Below are 18,159 nucleotides of genomic sequence, written 5' to 3' on the forward strand. Positions count from 1 at the left end.
TATGCTTATCGTTGTTTGATTGTTCCTGTTGATTTTCTTAAGGTATACCAGGCGAGACCTGCGTCGGCCTTTGCCAGTTCAAGATTTATCTGAGATTGAAATAGCTGCGTCTGGGCGTCTATCCGGTCGGTTACTGAGGCGATATTGTTCCGGTATTTGGATTCGAGGATACGGTCGTTTTCTGCGGCCTGTTGTATCGAGTTTTCCAGGATCTTTATTCTCTCAACAGAGCGGGTGAAGTTCTGATAATCCTGGTTCACTTCTGTTTTTACATTATCAGTAGTAATGCCTTTGCCGATTTCCGCCTCGTTCTTCTGAATCTGCGCTTCTGATACTTTATGTTTATTCGTCCAGAGCCTGTCTATACTCCAGGCCAGAGTCGCGCCTACCGATACCGGCGCCAGGAAGGTGTTTGCCTTCGGCACAAACTTACCTGTCGGGTTGATATAATACATACTTCCCGTAGCGCTTAAAGTAGGCATCAGGTCGGCTTTAACGGTTTTTATATTCGTTTCGGCGAGCTGTGACCTTAACGCATAGTCTTTAATTTCTTCGCGATTGTTAAGGGCTGTATCAATTAAACTGACAAGAGCAGCGGGCGTGGTAGCCGGAAAACCAAACTCCTTTATCTCCAGCTCTGTGTTTTCGGGCAGGCCCAGTAAAATATCCAGATTATAGTTAACTATTTTTTTGTTGGTCTCCAGATCGACACCAGTAAGCTGGATGTTATTCTTCTGTAGCTGAAACCTTAAAACGTCATTTTTGGTTACCAGTCCCTGGCTGAAGAACTGCTGTGCCTGTTTGATCTGCTGATCTACAGCCTGCAGGTTTTGCTCTACTACTTTCTGGCTTTGCTCAACTTTATAGAGGTTGTAGCAGGCGGTTATGATGTTATATGCAATATTATCCTTTTGTTTATCAGCATCGAGACGGGCGATGCTGGTCAGCAGATCGGTAGATTCTTTAGCATATTTTAACTTATTGCCTGCAAAGATGGTCTCCTGAACAGAGAGTGTACCTATAAAAGCGTCGGCTTTGGAAGGCAGGTCCAGCGGTTCATTCGTGCTGCCGGGCAACTCAAATTTCCCGCTCAGGAAATTAGCGTGACTAAAGGCGTAGCTGGCACTTGCAGTAGGTAAAGCCCGGTCTTTAGCCTGATTAAAGCGGCTGACGGCTTCATCAATGCGTGACTGTGACACCTTCAGAGCCTTGCTGTTTTCTATGCCCAGTCTGATGGCTTCGTCAACCGTAATCGTTCGCGACGACTGCGCAGAAGCGCCCAGCGAACCAAAGAATAAGATAATAAGGAGCGTTTTTCGCATGTTTTTGCGGATTATTCTGAAAATGCCTTTTTTCAGCTTTTGATATGAGTGATTCATGACTTACTAATCGTGGAAGAAAATTCAGTATTGCCGCTCGGGACAGTACGGTAATTAATTATTTATACAGGCAGCAGGTTTCAGGTAGGATTCCAGCATAGCCTTAAGATGTTTCTTTAAACGGGGCTTGATGTCAGTATTCAGAATATTGTCATCGCTCAGGTCTTTATCCAACAGCGCCGACGCAATACCCGAAAGATTGACAATATAGTATTTGGTGCCGAACAGCGTCGCTACGAGGAGATCTATATCTACTTCCTTAAAGCTTCCGTTCTCAATGCCTTCACGCAGGATTTTTCGTATCTCGTTAATATTTCGCAACAAATACTCTACTATAAAGCTACCCATTTCGGACCGTTGCTGTATAGATATTTCATGCTGCATCAGCCGTTGAAAACAGTTCTGTGCTGCAATCTTATCCACATACAGGTCGATGTATTTATTCAATTTCTCCCATGAAGAGATATCCTCTTCATTTAAGCTGATCAGCGTCTGATGAAAACCTTTGAACCTTCTTTCAAATACGGCCTTATAAAGACCTTCTTTTGACCCGAAGTAGTAATTAAGCATAGCCATATTAACTCCTGCTTCGTTCGCTATCGAGCGGGTAGAAGCACCGTCATAGCCAAGCTCGGAGAAAAGCTTTTCAGCAGTCTGCAATATGATCTCTTTCTTGTCCTCTTTCACGCCGCAAAATTAATCAATCGATTGATTAATAAAAATATTTCTTTAACAATCCGTCGTTTGTGACGTTTATCTGATTATTAGCATTGATTTTTAAAGACTTAGGTATGGAACAATTTAATAAAGACAAGCAGCCGGAGGGGTTATATTTCATTCTGGCAGCGATTTGCGGTGTGTTGACGGGATGGGTAGCTACCCATTCGCTGTTATGGGTTTTTGTAGGGGCTCTTTTAGGTTTACTTACAGCGGGCTTTTACCTGAACGTTTTTGTAAAAGGAAGGCATCATTAAAAATAAAGGGGGTGTCCAAAAAGGCACCCTCTTTCCTTTTACAAGAGAGTAGGAGTTTTTCAGATTCTTATGAAATAGCTTTTCACTTTATGTTTAATGCAGTTAATTGCTGCATTAGATCGTATAGACATTGTGTTATCATGATGAATCGCGTCAATTTAGGCTTTTTAAGCAGCTTTTGCTGCCATTTTCCTTAAGTTATGTGCTATGGCGGCCAGTCCGAACTCGATATTTACTTTAGGGAGTGTACGTAGTCTGAATCGATTGAACCTGTTATTGCTTTTTAGTTGACCAAATACAGCTTCTGGTTCTATCGCTCTGTTCTTTCTGAGCCTAACACCTTCTTCACTTAACAGCTTTTGCTTCACTTTCTCCTTAAAGGCCCTTAAGGCATGGTTGACCTCAATTTTACGGTCTTCATCGCCTTTATAACACATTTTCCTGAGCGGACAGCCCTGGCAGCTCTCTGTTTTGTAACAGCTCACCTTAGATTTATACCCCAGCTCTGAGATGCGCTCAGATTCCTCCATTTTGATCATACGTTTGCCTGCCGGACATATAAAGTAATCCCCTTGCACATCGTAGGGCAGGTTTGAGGCATGATATATATTCTTTTTAAAGCTGCGTTTTTGTTCTTTATGAAAGTAATTGTACTTGATAAAAGCCTCAATATCATTATCCTCCATCCACTGGTAGTTCTGCTCGCTTCCATACCCTGAGTCTGCCACTACTTTCTTTGATTGTTTATTGTAATGTGCTTTGAACTGCTCCAGGTGGAGGGTCAAAGTGGCAGTATCTCCGGCACGCTGGTGAATGGAAAAGTTGGTAATAAACTGATTCTCGGTACTAATCTGGGTATTATAAGCCGGTTTAAGCTGGCCGTTTTTCATATGGTCTTCCTTCATCCGCATGAAAGTAGCATCCTGATCGGTCTTGCTGTAGCTGTTGCGTGTGCCTAAAGTTTCCAGTTGCGCTTCATATTTCTCAAGTCGGGGAAGTGCATCTTTTTCAAGCTTCTTAACCTCTTTTTTTTGTTGCTTGTTCAGCTCTGCCAAACGACCGTTCAGTTCATCTATCCTGTTCTTAAGTTCCGTTGAACTTACAGGAACGCCTGGCTTTTCCGGTGAGGCCAGTTCCGCTTTATCATGCTTTATAGACCTATCTATATCCCCAAGTACTCCGGTTATTTTTTCTTCCAGCTTTGCTTTATTCTTCTCTGTAGAGCCTTTCCATACAAAGGTATACCGGTTCGAAGCCGATTCCAGCTTGGTGCCGTCCACATACTGGATATCAAGACTGACATAGCCAAGATCAGCCATCAAACGGACCAGTTCTGCAAACAGATGCTGGATCTTATCCTTTAACCGCTTACCACGAAAATCGTTAATAGTGCGGAAATCAGGGGTACTGTTGCCTGATAGCCACATGAAGTGGATATTTTCCTGCAGGGCCTGAGCCATCTTTCGACAAGAATAAATATTACAGAAGTAACTGTAGAAAAGTACTTTAATTAGCATTCTGGGATGAAAGCTGCTGGTACCGCCGCCTTTATATCCTGAAAGAATATCATCGATATTAAGTGATTCAACAACTTGGTTAACAATACGGACAGGATGATCTGATGGAATCCGATCCCCTATGTTCGAGGGAAAAAGCACAACCTGCTGCGAGGTTAACGCCTTAAAATGTACATTTGATCTTGTTTTCATTAGCACCATTAATTTACGAATTAATGGGAAAACAAAAAAGGGTGTCCTTACTTTTTGGACACCCTCTTCAACCTAAACCTTATCACAATTAAACCAACTTATCATCGGTTCTGAAATAAAAACGGTCGGCCAGAGGAAATGTTTTACAAAAATTTAAAAATATCAGGAAGCAGCCATGACCTTATCCTGATGTCGCTTTACCGTTTCATAGGCATTATTGATTGAATCGCTTATTATAGTTATTAATTCGCCGGGTTGCACCTTGCCGATAACATAGTCCCAGGCTTCTTTACTATTAGCGATTATCGCGCAGGGGATTTCAGGCTTAACTTCTTTTATCCCTTCCTGTAATAATACTATAAGCTCATCATAAGTCCTGTCCCGAAGGTATTTCTCCTGGCAAATTACAATATTGTCAAACATTCCAGCTGCCAGCCGGCCAATCTCGCGTATGTCGTCGTCTCTTCTGTCGCCAGTGCCTGATATAACCCCAGTTCTGTAACTGGCCTCTGTATTGAGAATAAAATCTCTCAACCCTCTGAGCCCGTCGGGATTGTGTGCATAGTCTACCAGTATTTTAAAATCTCTGAACTCGAAGAGGTTCATCCGTCCAGGCGTATGGGCCGGAGAGGGGACGAAGGTTTCGAGCGAGGTTCGAATGTCTTCGATTTTGAATCCCCACAGGAAAGCGGCAAGGCCTGCGGCCATCGCATTCTGAGTCATGAAATGAACGGTTCCATTGAAAGTAATGGGAATATGACTGATTTTAGCGATACGGATTTTCCAGTTACCTTTTTTAACCGTAAAAATCCCCTGATCGTTAAAAGCGGCTACGCCGCCACGGCTGCAATGCTCTTCTATCACTGCGTTATTCTCATTCATGCTGAAATAAGCGACATTACAATGAGTAGTATCCCGGCCAATTTTAACGCAGTATTTGTTATCTGCATTTAAAACTGCCCATCCGTCTTTCTGCACCGACTCTACCAATACCTGCTTTACGTTTGCCAGATCTTCCAGCGTGTGAATGTCCGAAATGCCAAGGTGATCTTCCTGGATGTTGGTTAGAACAGCGATATCGCAGCGACTAAAACCCAGTCCAGCCCTTAGTATTCCACCCCTTGCAGTTTCAAGAACAGCAAATTCAACGGTGGGGTCTTTAAGTACAAAAGCGGCACTGGCGGGACCGGTGGTATCACCCTTGATCATCAGAGAGTTTTGGATATAGATACCGTCGGAAGTGGTGTATCCCACTCTGTAACCGTTGTTTTTGATGATATGCGCTATGAGGCGTGTTGTAGTGGTTTTGCCGTTTGTTCCGGTTATTGCAATGATCGGAATACGTGCCGACTTCCCAGGAGGATAAAGCATATCAATAACGGGAGCCGCAACATTCCGCGGCTGGCCTTCGCTGGGGGCGAGATGCATTCTGAATCCCGGCGCTGCGTTTACTTCCAGGACGACCCCTCCGGTTTCATACAAGGGCTGCGACAGGTTCTCGGCCATAATATCAATGCCGCAGATATCCAGTCCAATTACTCTGGCAATCCGTTCGCAAACAAACACGTTATGTGGGTGAACAATGTCGGTGACGTCGATAGCGATTCCCCCGGTGCTGAGGTTGGCAGTAGATTTTAGGAAAACAATTTCTCCTTCAGCCGGAATGGTTTCAAGTGTGTACCCTTTTTTTTGGAGGATGTCCATCGTATCGCGGTCCACGGTAATTTCCGTCAGCACATTTTCATGCCCATAACCGCGTCGCGGATCCTCGTTGGCAATCTCTATAAGCCTTGAAATGCTATGTCTGCCGTCAGCCACAACATGGGCCGGAATGCGGCGTGCGGCGGCTACCATCCTGTTATTGATCACCAGGACCCTGAAATCGTAACCGGTAATAAATCGTTCGGTAATCACTTTTTCAGAATATTGCCGCGCATGCTTAAATGCTTCAAGGGCCTCCTGCTCCGTTTTTACATTGATTGAGGCCCCTTTGCCATGATTACCGTTCAGCGGTTTGAACACAAGAGGGAAGCCCATGTCACTTATTGCCTGCAGCAGTTCTTCCTCCGTTGAAACAGTTGTGCCATCAGCAACAGGTATAGCTTGTTCTTTCAGAATGCGCTTGGTTTCTTCTTTGTCGCCGGCGATGTCAACAGCTATGCTACTGGTATTGTCCGTAAGCGTTGCCATAAACCGCACCTGATTCTTGCCATGTCCGAGTTGAACGAACGAACCGGCATTAAGTCTGATGTAGGGGATATCGCGTGCTTTAGCCTCGTCGACAATGGAGCCCGTACTTGGTCCAAGCCTTTCGTTATCCCTCATTTCACGCATTGTAATGATGTCGTTCTCTATATTATATGCGGAGCCTTCAACCAGCGCTTCTGCAATGCGAACGGCGGCTTTTGCTGCATATATTCCTACATTCTCTTCAATATAGGCAAACACAACGTTATAGATGCCGGTGGTTTTAGTGCTTCTTGTCCTGCCAAACCCGGTGTCCATTCCGGCAAGCGTTTGAATCTCTAAAGCAATGTGCTCAATAATATGGCCCATCCAGGTACCTTCTTCCACGCGTTCAAGAAATCCACCGTCATATCCTTTTGAACAGCGGTGTGTGTACAAGGTAGGAATAAGCTCTTCCAGCCTTTTCTTAAATCCTGGTATTTCGTTACTGGGTTTGTATTCTAAATCCTCCAGATCCAGGCGCATCTGTATAAGCTTTTCCCTCTTTATAGACCAGATGTTGGGGCCTTTGAGCACCTGGATATTCATTATTTTCATCGGGGTAATCGGTTTTAATACAAAAGGAATTTAATATCACTTGTTATTAATTTCCGGGAACGCAGGTAAGCGCTTTGTGTAAGTTAAGGTCAATCGTACGGAACTTTAAAGTGTGTCATGGTTTAACCCATCGGTTATATGTTAATTTTGATTTAATCCTATCCTCCGTTTATTCATTTCTTCTGTGTCAGCACTCATATCAGTTTTAATTCCGGAGATAAACATCGGTCTATTTAACCACGTACGGTTGATAAAGTTTTTAAAAAAAGATCAGCGTTTAGAATAAGTAAACCGGGCTATAGATGCTGTTTCTGTAACTTGCATATCAAAACAAGTTTATCTAAGTTTGATATATATAGATTTGAGATAAGATTTGAGGAAATAGATATTTTATATAGCTCCGCGTCATCCTGACACTGTGCTTTCGCTTTCCGCTTGATTACTCATATCTCGATTTCGTCTTGATACCTGATACTTTGTATCTTGATTCATTATTAATCAGAAGGAATATGCTGCCTAAAGGGAAACTTGTTATTATTGGAGGAGCTGTAGATCTGGGGAGTTCTTTAAGCTATAATGAGAATATCAGCCATCCGCATTATATTAAGTTTTTTGAGCGCGGGATATTGAAGCGAATGATCACCGAATCGTCGAAGGGAGAGGATTCGGTCGTTGAAGTGATCACCACAGCCTCTAAAATTCCCGAAATTGTCGGCGCCGAGTATATAAAATCGTTTAATCAGCTCCAGGTTGGTAATGTAAATGTGCTTGATATCCGCTCCAGGGATGTAGCATCGTCGCCAGAGGTTAAGGAGAGGATAAAAAATGCCGATGTAGTAATGTTTTCGGGAGGCGATCAGCTTCGGCTAAGTGCCATCTTTGGCGGTACTGAATTGCTGAAGATATTAAAAGAACGGTATCAGAATGAATCCTTCATCATTGCCGGGACGTCGGCAGGCGCTGCCGCAGCTTCTACCAATATGATTTACCGGGGAAACAGCAGCGAAGCCTTAATAAAAGGAGAAGTACAGATCACCGGGGGCCTTGGATTTATTGATGATGTGATCATCGACACCCATTTTGTGCAGCGTGGAAGAATGGGCCGTTTATTCTATGCTGTAGCCAGTAATCCTGGAATGCTCGGCATTGGCCTTGGCGAAGATGCCGGCTTGCTGATCAAAGGAAATACAATGGAAGCAATCGGCTCGGGACTAACAATTCTGGTTGACGGGCGTTATATAAATGAGACCAGCATTTATGATGTAGAGATAGGATCGCCGGTTTCAATTGATAACCTGAGGGTTCATGTAATGTCGATTTTCGATAAATATGATCTGCACAGGCACCAGCTGTTTATAAACCAGGCCATACGGGTAGAAGAAGATGTTTACCTTAAGGCCAAAGACAAGGATTGATGAAACCAGCAATTATTATCCATGGAGGTTTTTTTAGTGAGTCTTCTGGTAGTGAGGAAGTGAAAACCGCCAAGCAGGAAGCTCTTAAAGAAATTGTAAACAAGGGATATGACTTTTTGCAGCAGCACACAGCCCTTGAGACGGCCGCCTATACGGTTGCATTACTTGAAGAATGCGATCTTTTTAATGCAGGGTTGGGAGCGCAAATACAGGCCGACGGGAAAATCAGGCTGAGCGCATCCCTAATGGATGGAAAGAGCAGGAAGTTTTCGGGCGTGATTAACATTGAAGAGGTAAAAAACCCGATCTATGTAGCTGAAAGACTAATGGCGTTTGAAGATAAGGTTTTAAGCGGCCCCGAAGCGCAGCAATTTGCCAGGAAGGAGGGCTTTGGTTATTTCAACCCGGAAACACAACAGCGGAGGGAGGACTATCTTAAGAAGCTGAACGAGTCGCTGAGAACAGGGACCGTTGGATGTGTCGCTCTGGACAAAGAAGGCAACCTTGCCGCCGCTACTTCAACCGGAGGCAAGGGTTTTGAGATGCCTGGGAGAGTAAGTGATTCGGCAACCGTTGCAGGCAACTATGCGAATGAAGTTGCTGCCGTTTCCTGTACCGGAGTGGGCGAAGATATCGTAAACGCCGCTTTAGCTGCCAGTATCGTCACCCGGGTTACAGATGGAATGAGCCTTGAAAACGCCGTAAACAGATCTTTTAATGAGCTGAAATCTTTCGATGGCTTCGCCGGTGTAATAGGGATCTCTTCAAAAGGCGAGGTATTTCATTATTGTTCACATCCCTACATGGTTTGGGCTTTAAGTTCCGGACAATCTGAAGTATTTTCTTAGTCATTCAACTTGCTTTGAATGATTACTGAACGGCCGCTATGGGTGTAGTTAATACAAGTATATACGGCGTAGAAAAAATAAATGTAACTCAATGTCAGATATATACGTATCTTTGGCTAAGAGTTTATCTGTTGAGTGAAAGAACATGGGGGTTAAAAGTTTAGTATGTGCGGCAGCATTCATGCTTGCAGGACTGAATAGTTTTGCAATTTCATCTGATTCATTACTAGTAAAAAATAAGCCGGAAAGGGTAAAAATAGGTCCATCTAATTTCGATGCTACGCCTGTTGATTCTGCCCTGCTGAGAAAACTCCTTGTGAAGGAACGTCTTCAAAAAAAGGATAAGGAAACACAGGAGCTGATCAAATACCAAAATACACTTCTTCTAAGGAACTTACTGAACGAGACGGAGACTTCCGAGGTTCCTAACGAGCGCATTTTAAGCACCCTTGACCTGGTTCTTGAAGAGTACCGCCGTACGGGCGATATCAAAAGCGAGTCGCTTATCCTGAATACTCTTGCTGTGTATTACGGAAAAAAAGGTGAATCTGATAAAGCAATACAGTACTTTAAAGAGGCGCTAATTCTGAAAGAACGCCTCAATGACAAGCCGGGAATGATAAAGATTGCTGAAAATATGGCAGCGATCTACCAGATTGCAGGGAAGTATGACAAGGCAGCCATTCAGAATGAATATTATATTCAGCTTAGTCTTGCGCAAAAGAAAACAGCGCAGGCCGCCGAAGGGTATCTGAGCCTGGCCGAAAACAAGCTGTTGCAGAATAAGTACACTGAATCGGAATATTGCATACTTAAAAAAGCACTCCCAATGTTTACGCGGACGGGTAATAAGGCGGGCCGGCTGAAATCGTTTGAAAGTTTGGCGCGAATCTATTATACGCAGAACAGGCTTTCGGAGGCTAAGTGGTTCTATATACAAGCTCAAACCCTAGCCACAAAACTCAATAACAAAGAGGCGATGCTATCCAGTTTAATTCATTTAGCTCAGATAAAGAGCGCCTTGGGAGAACATGAAATGGCCCTGAATGATTATCGTGAAGCAGAACTGCTCGCCCTTAGAAATAACTTTCCCGTTAAACTCGTTCAGATAAAAGCTGAGATCGGTGAGGTTTATAGCCAGATGGGAAATTATCTTGCTGCCGGTTCGGCACTGGATGAATACTCGAAATTACGTGAAGATTTATTGAAGAGCGTTACCCTGTAGCGCTGGTTACAACTTATCAATAATATTGTAAAATTTATATCTTAAAAGTAACAATTTATACTAATTTTGGTCTGAAGAAGTTAAAGAGGCAGTACAAAAACTGCCTCTTTTCTTTTATACCGGAAAAACTGGTATAGAATTAGTAGAAGAGAGAGATACGAAAATGGATTTTAAATCTTTTAAAGAAATGCTGAAAAAAATATTCCTGGCTTTGTTTATGGTGGCAGTAATCGCTTGCAAGGCTAAATCAAGGGTGGATACCGCCGTAGACAGCACGCATAATTTGAAGCCGGAAGCTCAGCAGAACCTTGTTGCCAGCGAATTGGTTAAGATCATTGAAAGTGCCAACTTCAAAAAAGTGAAGCTTAATGATTCTATTTCTTCAGTCATATTCGACAGGTATCTGAAACAGCTGGATGAGGGACACAACTATCTCCTTGCGAGCGATGTAAAGGAATTCGAAGAATACAGGTACTCCCTGGATGACGATTTGCGTGAGGGCGATCTGAGCGCGATGTTCAGGATGTTTAATGTGCTTCAAAAGCGTTATGAAGAAAGACTTCGTTATTCTCTTGCACAGGTAAATAAACCTTTTGACTTCACTAAAAACGAAACTTACACCTATAACCGCGAAAAACTTCCATGGTTTAAGTCGTCACAAGAGGCAGATGAAGTATGGACAAAGCGCGTGAAATACGATTTGCTTAACCTCAGGCTTTCCGGAACGGACGCGGCCAAGAATGCCGGACTCTTAAAACAGCGGTATGAAAATCTCCTTTCCCAGACCAAAAAATTGAATAATCAGGACGCATTCCAGGTAATGATGGATGCTTTCACCGAATCAATAGATCCACACACCAATTATTTCAATCCGGAGAATGCGCAAAGATTTAATGAAGAGATGGCGCGCACTTTTGAAGGAATAGGCGCGAGCTTGCAGCTTGAAAATGAAGTAGTGAAAATAGCAGGAGTTATCCCGGGTGGTCCTGCCTTCAAATCGAAGAAGATAAACGTGAACGATAAGATTATCGCAGTTGCACAGGGAGCGGATGGAGAGTTCGTGGATGTTAGAGGATGGCGGCTTGATAACACTGTTCAGAAAATTAAGGGGCCGCGCGGTACCGTCGTACGGCTGAAGATTATTCCTGCCGGGCAGGAACTGTCGGCTCAGCCTAAAATCGTTTCCCTGGTGCGTGAGAAAGTAGTTCTCGAGGACCAGTCGGCCAAAAAGAAGATTAAAACGGTTACCTCTGGTGGAAAAACGTACAAAATAGGCATCATTGAAGTGCCTGCGTTTTACATGGACTTTAAAGCGTATCAGGCAGGCGATCCTAATTACAAAAGCACAACGAGAGACGTAAAGCTCATTATTGATACGTTAAAAAGAGCCCAGGTAGATGGAATTGTGATGGACCTTCGTACGAATGGAGGCGGTTCATTAATGGAAGCTATAGAACTGACCGGGCTTTTCATCAAGACGGGACCAGTGGTACAGGTTCGTGACCCACGCCGTACAGAGATTAATGCTGACGACGATCCTTCTATAATATGGACCGGACCGCTTGGCGTGATGGTCGACCGCTTTAGCGCCTCGGCCTCTGAGATATTTGCTGCTGCCATTCAGGACTATAACCGCGGAGTGATTATGGGTACCCAGACCTATGGAAAAGGTACCGTACAGTCGGCTCTCGATCTTTCAAGATTTATAAGCACGGTAGATGAACTGTTAAACAAATTTAAGGGCTCTGATAAAGAAGGAACCTCTGCTACTGCAGGCCCCAAATACGGTCAGATCAATCTTACCATGGCTAAATTTTACAGGATCAATGGAAGCAGCACACAGCATAAAGGAGTTATTCCTGATATTCAGTTTCCAATGATCTTCCCGGCTGATAAATATGGTGAAAGCTCTGAGCCTTCAGCCCTGCCCTTTGATTCGATAAAGCCTAGCAAATATGCGCCTGTTGCTAATCTCCAGCCGATTAAACCGATGCTGGTTAAACAACATGAGGAACGGATGAAAGCGTCGCCGGATTACAAATATTTATTGGAAGATATAGAGCAGTTTAAGAAGCGTGAGTCCGAAGCCTCTGTTACCCTAAACGAAGCACAGCTTAAAAAGGAACGCGAAGAGCAGGAGGCTAAAACCTTAGCCCGCGACAACAAACGACGTGCTTTGCAGGGACTGCCTCCGCTGAAAAAGGGCGAAGTGAAGCCGAAAGAAGAAAATGACTTCGTGCAGGACGAGAGCCTGAAAATTATGGCCGATTTTATCCGGTTTAACAAGGCCGGGCAGTTTACAATGGTGTATTAGTGTTATTTATATGTAATAAGTCGTAAGTTTTAACAGAAAACAATAAGTGGTTTTACCTTTAACATAACACTAGGTTATCAAATAATAAGTATAATTTTTTAAGAAGCCGGTTTACGCCGGCTTTTTTCGTTTATCAAACTATCTGTTTATATTAAGGTTTCCTTGATATGGCCACGCAACTGCTTCAGTTTAATGATAAAGGTATCTATTGCTCCGCCGGCGATTTTTATATAGATCCATGGAAGCCTGTAGAATATGCCGTCATCACACATGCTCACTCAGATCATGCGCGTTGGGGGAGTAAGTTTTATCTCGCTCATCGTCTTGCACGTGGCGTTTTAAAATATCGTTTAGGCGAAATACAGCTTGAGACAGCAGAATACGATCAACCGATATTTCGAAACGGCGTTAAAATATCGTTTCATCCTGCCGGCCATATTATTGGCTCGGCACAGGTACGGGTAGAATATAAAGGAGAAGTATGGGTGGTTTCGGGTGATTATAAAACCGAGGACGACGGGATATCTACACCGTTTGAACCTGTAAGGTGTCATACGTTTATATCCGAATGCACCTTTGGTATGCCGGTGTATAAATGGCCGGCCCAACAACAGGTACACGATGATATTAATCAGTGGTGGAGGCGGAATGCAGAGGACGGAAAAATCACTTTTATCACCGGCTATTCTTTAGGAAAGGCACAGCGCATACTACAGCAACTGGACCAGTCGATCGGAAGAGTTTTTTTGCATGGAGTGATTGCAAATACCAACCGCGCCCTTGAAAGCGATGGTGTCAATCTGCCGGCGGCAGCGTGGTTAAGCCCTGACGTTAGTATAGCGGATGCCCGGGGAGGCATTATAATTTGTCCGCCCTCCGCTATCGGTACCCCCTGGATGAGAAAGTTCCATCCCTATTCATTTGGATATTGTTCGGGCTGGATGGCCTTGCGTGGAGCAAAGAGGCGAATGGCCGCCGACAGGGGATTTGTCCTTTCGGACCATGCCGACTGGCAGGGTTTGATTAGCGCTATTGATGCCACCCAATGCGAGTGTGTTTGTCTCACTCACGGCTATACTGCTTCTTTTGCGCGCTATCTTCGCGAGCGGGGCTATAATGCTCATGAGGCTCATACCTATTACGGCGCAGAAGAGGAAACGGCAGAGCTGGCCGATAACGCCGCTCCCGCTGGTCCGCAGTCAATGCCGGGAGAGAAAGGGGGGATGTTATGAAAGACTTCGCACAGCTTTTTTCGTCGCTCGACGAAACCAATAAAACGAATGAAAAGATTAATATCCTGAAAGAGTATTTTATTTCTGTTCCCGATGCCGATAAGATCCAGACGCTGGCTTTGTTTACAGGCCGGAAGCCGAGGCGGCAGATAAACTCCACGCTGGTAAAACTCTGGGCGATGGAGATGGCGGATATCCCGCAATGGTTGTTTGAAGAAAGCTATCAGGTAGTGGGCGATCTTGGCGAAACCATTGCTCTTCTACTTCCGGAGAACGAGGGGACGCAGGACCGATCGCTGGCAGAATGGATTGCTGAAATAAATGGACTCGGTCCTCTTACCGACGAGGAACGAAAAAACTGGCTCAAGGCTTCGTGGAATATGATGGATCAGCAGGAGCGATTTGTTTTCAACAAAATACTGACTGGCAGCTTCCGCGTTGGCGTTTCACAAAATCTCATTATTAAGGCGCTTTCGGAGATCTCTGGACTTGAGCCGGCAACCCTTACCCATCGGATTATGGGCAACTGGGATCCTCTTACTTTTAGCTTCTACGACTTGCTGCAGAAAGAAGATGCGTCCGACGATGTCTCCCGGCCTTACCCTTTTTGCCTGGCCTACGCCATTCAGGAAACATCCGATCAGACTAAGACAGCCGAAGAAATGGAAGCTGCTCTTGGAGTGCCCGATCAGTGGCAGGCTGAATGGAAGTGGGACGGCATAAGAGCTCAGGCGATCCACCGGGCCGGGAAAATATTCATCTGGACGCGAGGAGAGGAACTGGCGACAGACAAATTCCCCGAACTGCATGCATTTTTATCCGGCCTGCCTGAAGGTACTGTTCTGGATGGTGAAGCTATTTGCTTTGCCGATGGCAAACCTTTGCCCTTTAACGTTCTTCAAACGCGCATTGGAAGAAAGAACCTCAGTAAAAAAGTTCTTGAAGCAAGTCCGATGGCCTTTATAGCTTATGACTGCCTCGAATTGGCAGGTGATGATATCCGCTCAATGCCCTTAAGGCACCGCAGGTCGGTGCTTGAAATGCTCCACGTCAAAAGTGAGTTTAAAGATGTTTTCAGGCTTTCCCCTGTTGTCCCGTTTGACAGCTGGCAGCAACTTTACGACTTACGTTTGCGGGCAAGGGAACATCAGGCAGAGGGGTTTATGCTGAAGAAAAAGGAGTCTGTATATCAAACCGGCCGAAAACGTGGCGACTGGTGGAAATGGAAGGTAGATCCTTTGTCGGTCGATGCGGTGATGATCTATGCTCAAAAAGGCCATGGCCGCCGGGCGGATCTGTATACCGACTATACCTTTGCCGTGTGGGATGGTGATAAGCTCGTCCCTTTTGCCAAAGCATATTCGGGGCTAACAGACCAGGAGATCAGGCAGGTTGATAACTTCGTGAAACGCAATACCCTTGAAAAGTTCGGACCCGTGAGGACGGTGACTCCTTCGCTGGTTTTTGAAATAGGATTTGAAGGAATAAATAAGTCAACCCGGCATAAATCAGGCGTAGCCCTGCGTTTTCCCAGGATCCTCAGGTGGCGCCGTGACAAGAAGATAGAAGACGCCGATAATTTGGATACGTTGAAGGCATTGCTTGTGCAGTAAAGTATATTTGTTTTATGAACCCTGGCGAAAGGATAATATCTGACTGGTTTGAAAAGAAAGGATGGAAACAATTCCCCTTTCAGAAGGATATGCAGGATGCCTACCTTTCAGGATACTCAGGTTTGCTAAATGCTCCGACCGGTAGTGGTAAAACCTTCGCACTTTTCCTTCCTTTTGTAGCAGATTATATTAATCGTTATCCCGATGATTACCAGGTAAGGAAGAATAACGGCTTGCTCATGCTCTGGATAACCCCCTTAAGAGCGTTAACAAACGATATCCGCAAAGCCATGCAGACGGCTGTGGATGATATTGGGCTTCCATGGGTAATCGGCAGTCGCACCGGAGACACCTCTCAGAAGGAAAAGGATGCGTTAAGAAGAAAACAGCCGGAGGTGCTGCTTACTACTCCTGAGAGCCTCCATCTCATGATCGCTCAAAAGGACTATCCCAAACTGTTTAAGAACCTTCAGGTTGTAGTAGCCGACGAATGGCATGAATTGCTGGGAACGAAACGGGGTGTTCAGCTGGAACTGGGACTATCGCGGCTGAAATGTGTTGCGGGAAATGGGTTGTATGTTGCGGGTTGCAGGTTGCAGGATGAAGTTGCCACAGGTATTTCGCCCGCTATAAAGGAGCCTGCAAGTGATACCGCTCATTCAGCACAGCCCGCAATACAGAACTCACAACCAGCATCTCACAACCTACAACATGCGACTCACAACCCACAACCCGCAACCCGCAACCCACAACTCCGCATCTGGGGGATCAGCGCTACGATAGGTAATCTGAGTCAGGCGGCAGCGGTATTGTTGGGCAATGATGTGCCTGAGGAAAAAATTAAGCTCATACGGGCGCACCTGGATAAAAAAATAGAGATCGAATCGGTAATCCCCGATAATATTGAGAAATTTTCGTGGACCGGACATCTTGGTATTAAGCTGTTACCGCAGGTGATGGAAATCGTTGCCAAAAGTAAAACTACGCTGATCTTTACCAACACGCGCTCACAATCGGAGATATGGTATCAAACTATCCTTGATAAATATCCGGAGTATGCCGGCATCATGGCCATGCACCACGGATCGTTAGACAACGAACTGAGAAGCTGGGTGGAGGAGGCGCTTCACCGGGAAATGCTGAAGCTGGTGGTTTGCACCTCAAGCCTCGACTTAGGTGTCGACTTCAGGCCTGTGGATACGGTGATACAGATAGGCAGCCCGAAGGGGGTAGCGAGATTTATGCAAAGGGCGGGGCGAAGCGGTCACCATCCGGGTGCAGTATCAAGAGCCTGGTTTGTGCCTACGCACTCTCTCGAGCTGCTGGAGGGAGCGGCTATCAAGCAGGCGATGGTGGAGGAGGTTTTTGAAAGCAGGGATCCGGTAGTTCTGGCTATGGACGTCCTGACCCAGTATCTCGTAACTCTTGCCGTATCCGACGGGTTCATCCCTAACGTGATATTCAAAGAGTTAAAAACCACCTACGCTTATGCTGATCTTCAGGAAAAGGAGTTTGGGCAGATCCTCGACTTCATAACCAAAGGTGGTAAAACGCTTTCGCAGTACGACGAATATCTCAAAGTAGAGATAGAGAACGGCCTTTATAAGGTAAACAGCAGGCGTGTGGCCATGCGGCACCGGCTTACTATGGGAACGATCGTAAGCGATGTGAGTATGAGGATCAAGTTCCTGACGGGCGGCTACCTGGGCTCTATTGAAGAAGATTTCATTTCAAGACTGAAAGTGGGAGATAACTTCTGGTTTGCAGGGAGAAGTCTGGAGCTGGTAAAGGTGAAGGATATGACCGCCTTTGTGAGGAAATCGAACAAGAGTACGGGAAGGATCCCGAGCTGGATGGGCGGGCGCATTCCTTTGTCGTCTCAGCTATCGGCTATGTTCAGGAAGAAGCTCGACGAGGTGGCCCGGCATATAGAGAAAGATGCCGAGGTAAAAGCATTACGGCCCCTGTTTGATATGCAGGCCGAGCTTTCGCATCTGCCGCATTCTTCAGAGTTTCTGATTGAGAAGTTTGAATCAAAGGACGGTCATCACCTGTTCTTTTATCCTTTTGAAGGCCGGCTTGTACACGAGGGCATGGCTTCTCTTTTTGCCTGGCGCATTTCAAAAATTAAAGAGGCAAGTTATTCAATTGCTATGAACGACTACGGCTTCGAATTATTGACAGACGAAGATATTCCGTTGGAAAAGTCGCTTACATCGGGCCTGTTCTCTGAGGATAACCTTTTGGATGATATTCAGAATAGCCTTAATGCAAATGAAATGGCCAGAAGGAAGTTCAGGGATATTGCTCATATTGCCGGACTTGTATTCACCGGCTTTCCGGGTAAGGCAATGAAGAACCGCCATCTTCAGGCGTCAACCTCACTGCTTTTCAACGTCTTTAGCGAGTATGAGCCAGACAATGTGCTGGTACGGCAGGCATACAATGAGGCTTTACAGTTTCAGCTTGAAGAGTTCAGGCTTAGAGAAGCGTTACGGAGATTGCAAACCCTCAAGGTTGTTATCAGGCACTGCAGCCGGCCAACGCCTTTCGCATTTCCGATCATGGTAGACCGCCTGCGCGAAAAGCTTACAACGGAATCGCTTGAAGCAAGAGTGGCGAAAATGTCTCTCGATTACTCCTGATATTGTAACATTTCACATTTT

At 45.2% G+C, this 18,159-nt stretch carries 12 protein-coding genes; 8 read left to right on the forward strand and 4 right to left on the reverse strand.

The window, feature by feature from the left end:
* Positions 1 to 5: 5 nt before the first annotated feature.
* Together BDE36_RS01735 and BDE36_RS01740 are read right to left on the reverse strand one after the other, a co-directional pair.
* The gene (locus BDE36_RS01735) at positions 6 to 1,322 is read right to left on the reverse strand and encodes a TolC family protein (protein ID WP_235904424.1); all 1,317 of its coding nucleotides are present in this window, start codon (positions 1,320 to 1,322) and stop codon (positions 6 to 8) included.
* 111 nt (positions 1,323 to 1,433) lie between these two features.
* On the reverse strand, positions 1,434 to 2,066 hold the full coding sequence (locus tag BDE36_RS01740; protein ID WP_128768101.1) for a TetR/AcrR family transcriptional regulator: 633 nt from the start codon (positions 2,064 to 2,066) through the stop codon (positions 1,434 to 1,436).
* Between the two features lie 104 nt (positions 2,067 to 2,170).
* Here BDE36_RS01740 and BDE36_RS01745 point away from each other — a divergent pair, with 104 nt between their 5' ends.
* On the forward strand, positions 2,171 to 2,353 hold the full coding sequence (locus BDE36_RS01745) for a hypothetical protein (protein WP_128768100.1): 183 nt from the start codon (positions 2,171 to 2,173) through the stop codon (positions 2,351 to 2,353).
* A 167-nt stretch (positions 2,354 to 2,520) separates the two neighbouring features.
* Here the strand turns inward: BDE36_RS01745 and BDE36_RS01750 are convergent, their stop codons facing one another.
* A complete protein-coding gene (locus tag BDE36_RS01750) occupies positions 2,521 to 4,071 on the reverse strand; it encodes an IS1182 family transposase (protein ID WP_420837433.1) in 1,551 nt (516 codons plus the stop codon).
* 153 nt (positions 4,072 to 4,224) lie between these two features.
* A complete protein-coding gene (gene cphA, locus BDE36_RS01755) occupies positions 4,225 to 6,846 on the reverse strand; it encodes a cyanophycin synthetase (protein WP_128768099.1) in 2,622 nt (873 codons plus the stop codon).
* Between the two features lie 509 nt (positions 6,847 to 7,355).
* On the opposite strand from cphA, the gene BDE36_RS01760 reads away from it, so the two are divergent.
* From BDE36_RS01760 to BDE36_RS01790, 7 genes are all read left to right on the forward strand, one after another.
* A complete protein-coding gene (locus tag BDE36_RS01760) occupies positions 7,356 to 8,261 on the forward strand; it encodes a cyanophycinase (protein ID WP_141813499.1) in 906 nt (301 codons plus the stop codon).
* The gene (locus BDE36_RS01765; protein WP_141813500.1) at positions 8,261 to 9,109 is read left to right on the forward strand and encodes an isoaspartyl peptidase/L-asparaginase; all 849 of its coding nucleotides are present in this window, start codon (positions 8,261 to 8,263) and stop codon (positions 9,107 to 9,109) included. Before BDE36_RS01760 ends, BDE36_RS01765 begins: the two co-directional genes overlap by 1 nt.
* A gap of 145 nt (positions 9,110 to 9,254) precedes the next feature.
* On the forward strand, positions 9,255 to 10,334 hold the full coding sequence (locus BDE36_RS01770; protein WP_141813501.1) for a tetratricopeptide repeat protein: 1,080 nt from the start codon (positions 9,255 to 9,257) through the stop codon (positions 10,332 to 10,334).
* Positions 10,335 to 10,521: 187 nt separating this feature from the next.
* Positions 10,522 to 12,648: a carboxy terminal-processing peptidase gene (locus BDE36_RS01775; protein ID WP_244939604.1), complete on the forward strand. Its 2,127-nt coding sequence runs from the start codon at positions 10,522 to 10,524 to the stop codon at positions 12,646 to 12,648.
* Between the two features lie 167 nt (positions 12,649 to 12,815).
* Complete coding sequence (locus tag BDE36_RS01780) at positions 12,816 to 13,880, forward strand: ligase-associated DNA damage response exonuclease (RefSeq protein ID WP_141813503.1); 1,065 nt, start codon at positions 12,816 to 12,818, stop codon at positions 13,878 to 13,880.
* On the forward strand, positions 13,877 to 15,493 hold the full coding sequence (locus tag BDE36_RS01785; RefSeq protein WP_141813504.1) for an ATP-dependent DNA ligase: 1,617 nt from the start codon (positions 13,877 to 13,879) through the stop codon (positions 15,491 to 15,493). The genes BDE36_RS01780 and BDE36_RS01785 overlap by 4 nt, the downstream gene beginning before the upstream one ends.
* A 14-nt stretch (positions 15,494 to 15,507) precedes the next feature.
* Positions 15,508 to 18,138 (forward strand): ligase-associated DNA damage response DEXH box helicase, encoded by a 2,631-nt coding sequence (locus BDE36_RS01790; protein WP_141813505.1) that lies wholly within the window; start codon positions 15,508 to 15,510, stop codon positions 18,136 to 18,138.
* Positions 18,139 to 18,159: the final 21 nt, after the last annotated feature.

The organism is Arcticibacter tournemirensis (assembly GCF_006716645.1).
GTDB classification, from domain to species: Bacteria; Bacteroidota; Bacteroidia; order Sphingobacteriales; family Sphingobacteriaceae; genus Arcticibacter; species Arcticibacter tournemirensis.

Bases quoted from the DNA above. Each gene is read 5' to 3' on its own strand.
- BDE36_RS01735 (WP_235904424.1), bottom strand. From the start codon at position 1,322: ATGCGAAAAACGCTCCTTATTATCTTATTCTTTGGTTCGCTGGGCGCT.
- BDE36_RS01745 (WP_128768100.1), top strand. From the start codon at position 2,171: ATGGAACAATTTAATAAAGACAAGCAGCCGGAGGGGTTATATTTCATT.
- BDE36_RS01750 (WP_420837433.1), bottom strand. From the start codon at position 4,071: ATGGTGCTAATGAAAACAAGATCAAATGTACATTTTAAGGCGTTAACC.
- cphA (WP_128768099.1), bottom strand. From the start codon at position 6,846: ATGAAAATAATGAATATCCAGGTGCTCAAAGGCCCCAACATCTGGTCT.
- BDE36_RS01760 (WP_141813499.1), top strand. From the start codon at position 7,356: ATGCTGCCTAAAGGGAAACTTGTTATTATTGGAGGAGCTGTAGATCTG.
- BDE36_RS01765 (WP_141813500.1), top strand. From the start codon at position 8,261: ATGAAACCAGCAATTATTATCCATGGAGGTTTTTTTAGTGAGTCTTCT.
- BDE36_RS01770 (WP_141813501.1), top strand. From the start codon at position 9,255: ATGGGGGTTAAAAGTTTAGTATGTGCGGCAGCATTCATGCTTGCAGGA.
- BDE36_RS01775 (WP_244939604.1), top strand. From the start codon at position 10,522: ATGCTGAAAAAAATATTCCTGGCTTTGTTTATGGTGGCAGTAATCGCT.
- BDE36_RS01780 (WP_141813503.1), top strand. From the start codon at position 12,816: ATGGCCACGCAACTGCTTCAGTTTAATGATAAAGGTATCTATTGCTCC.
- BDE36_RS01785 (WP_141813504.1), top strand. From the start codon at position 13,877: ATGAAAGACTTCGCACAGCTTTTTTCGTCGCTCGACGAAACCAATAAA.
- BDE36_RS01790 (WP_141813505.1), top strand. From the start codon at position 15,508: ATGAACCCTGGCGAAAGGATAATATCTGACTGGTTTGAAAAGAAAGGA.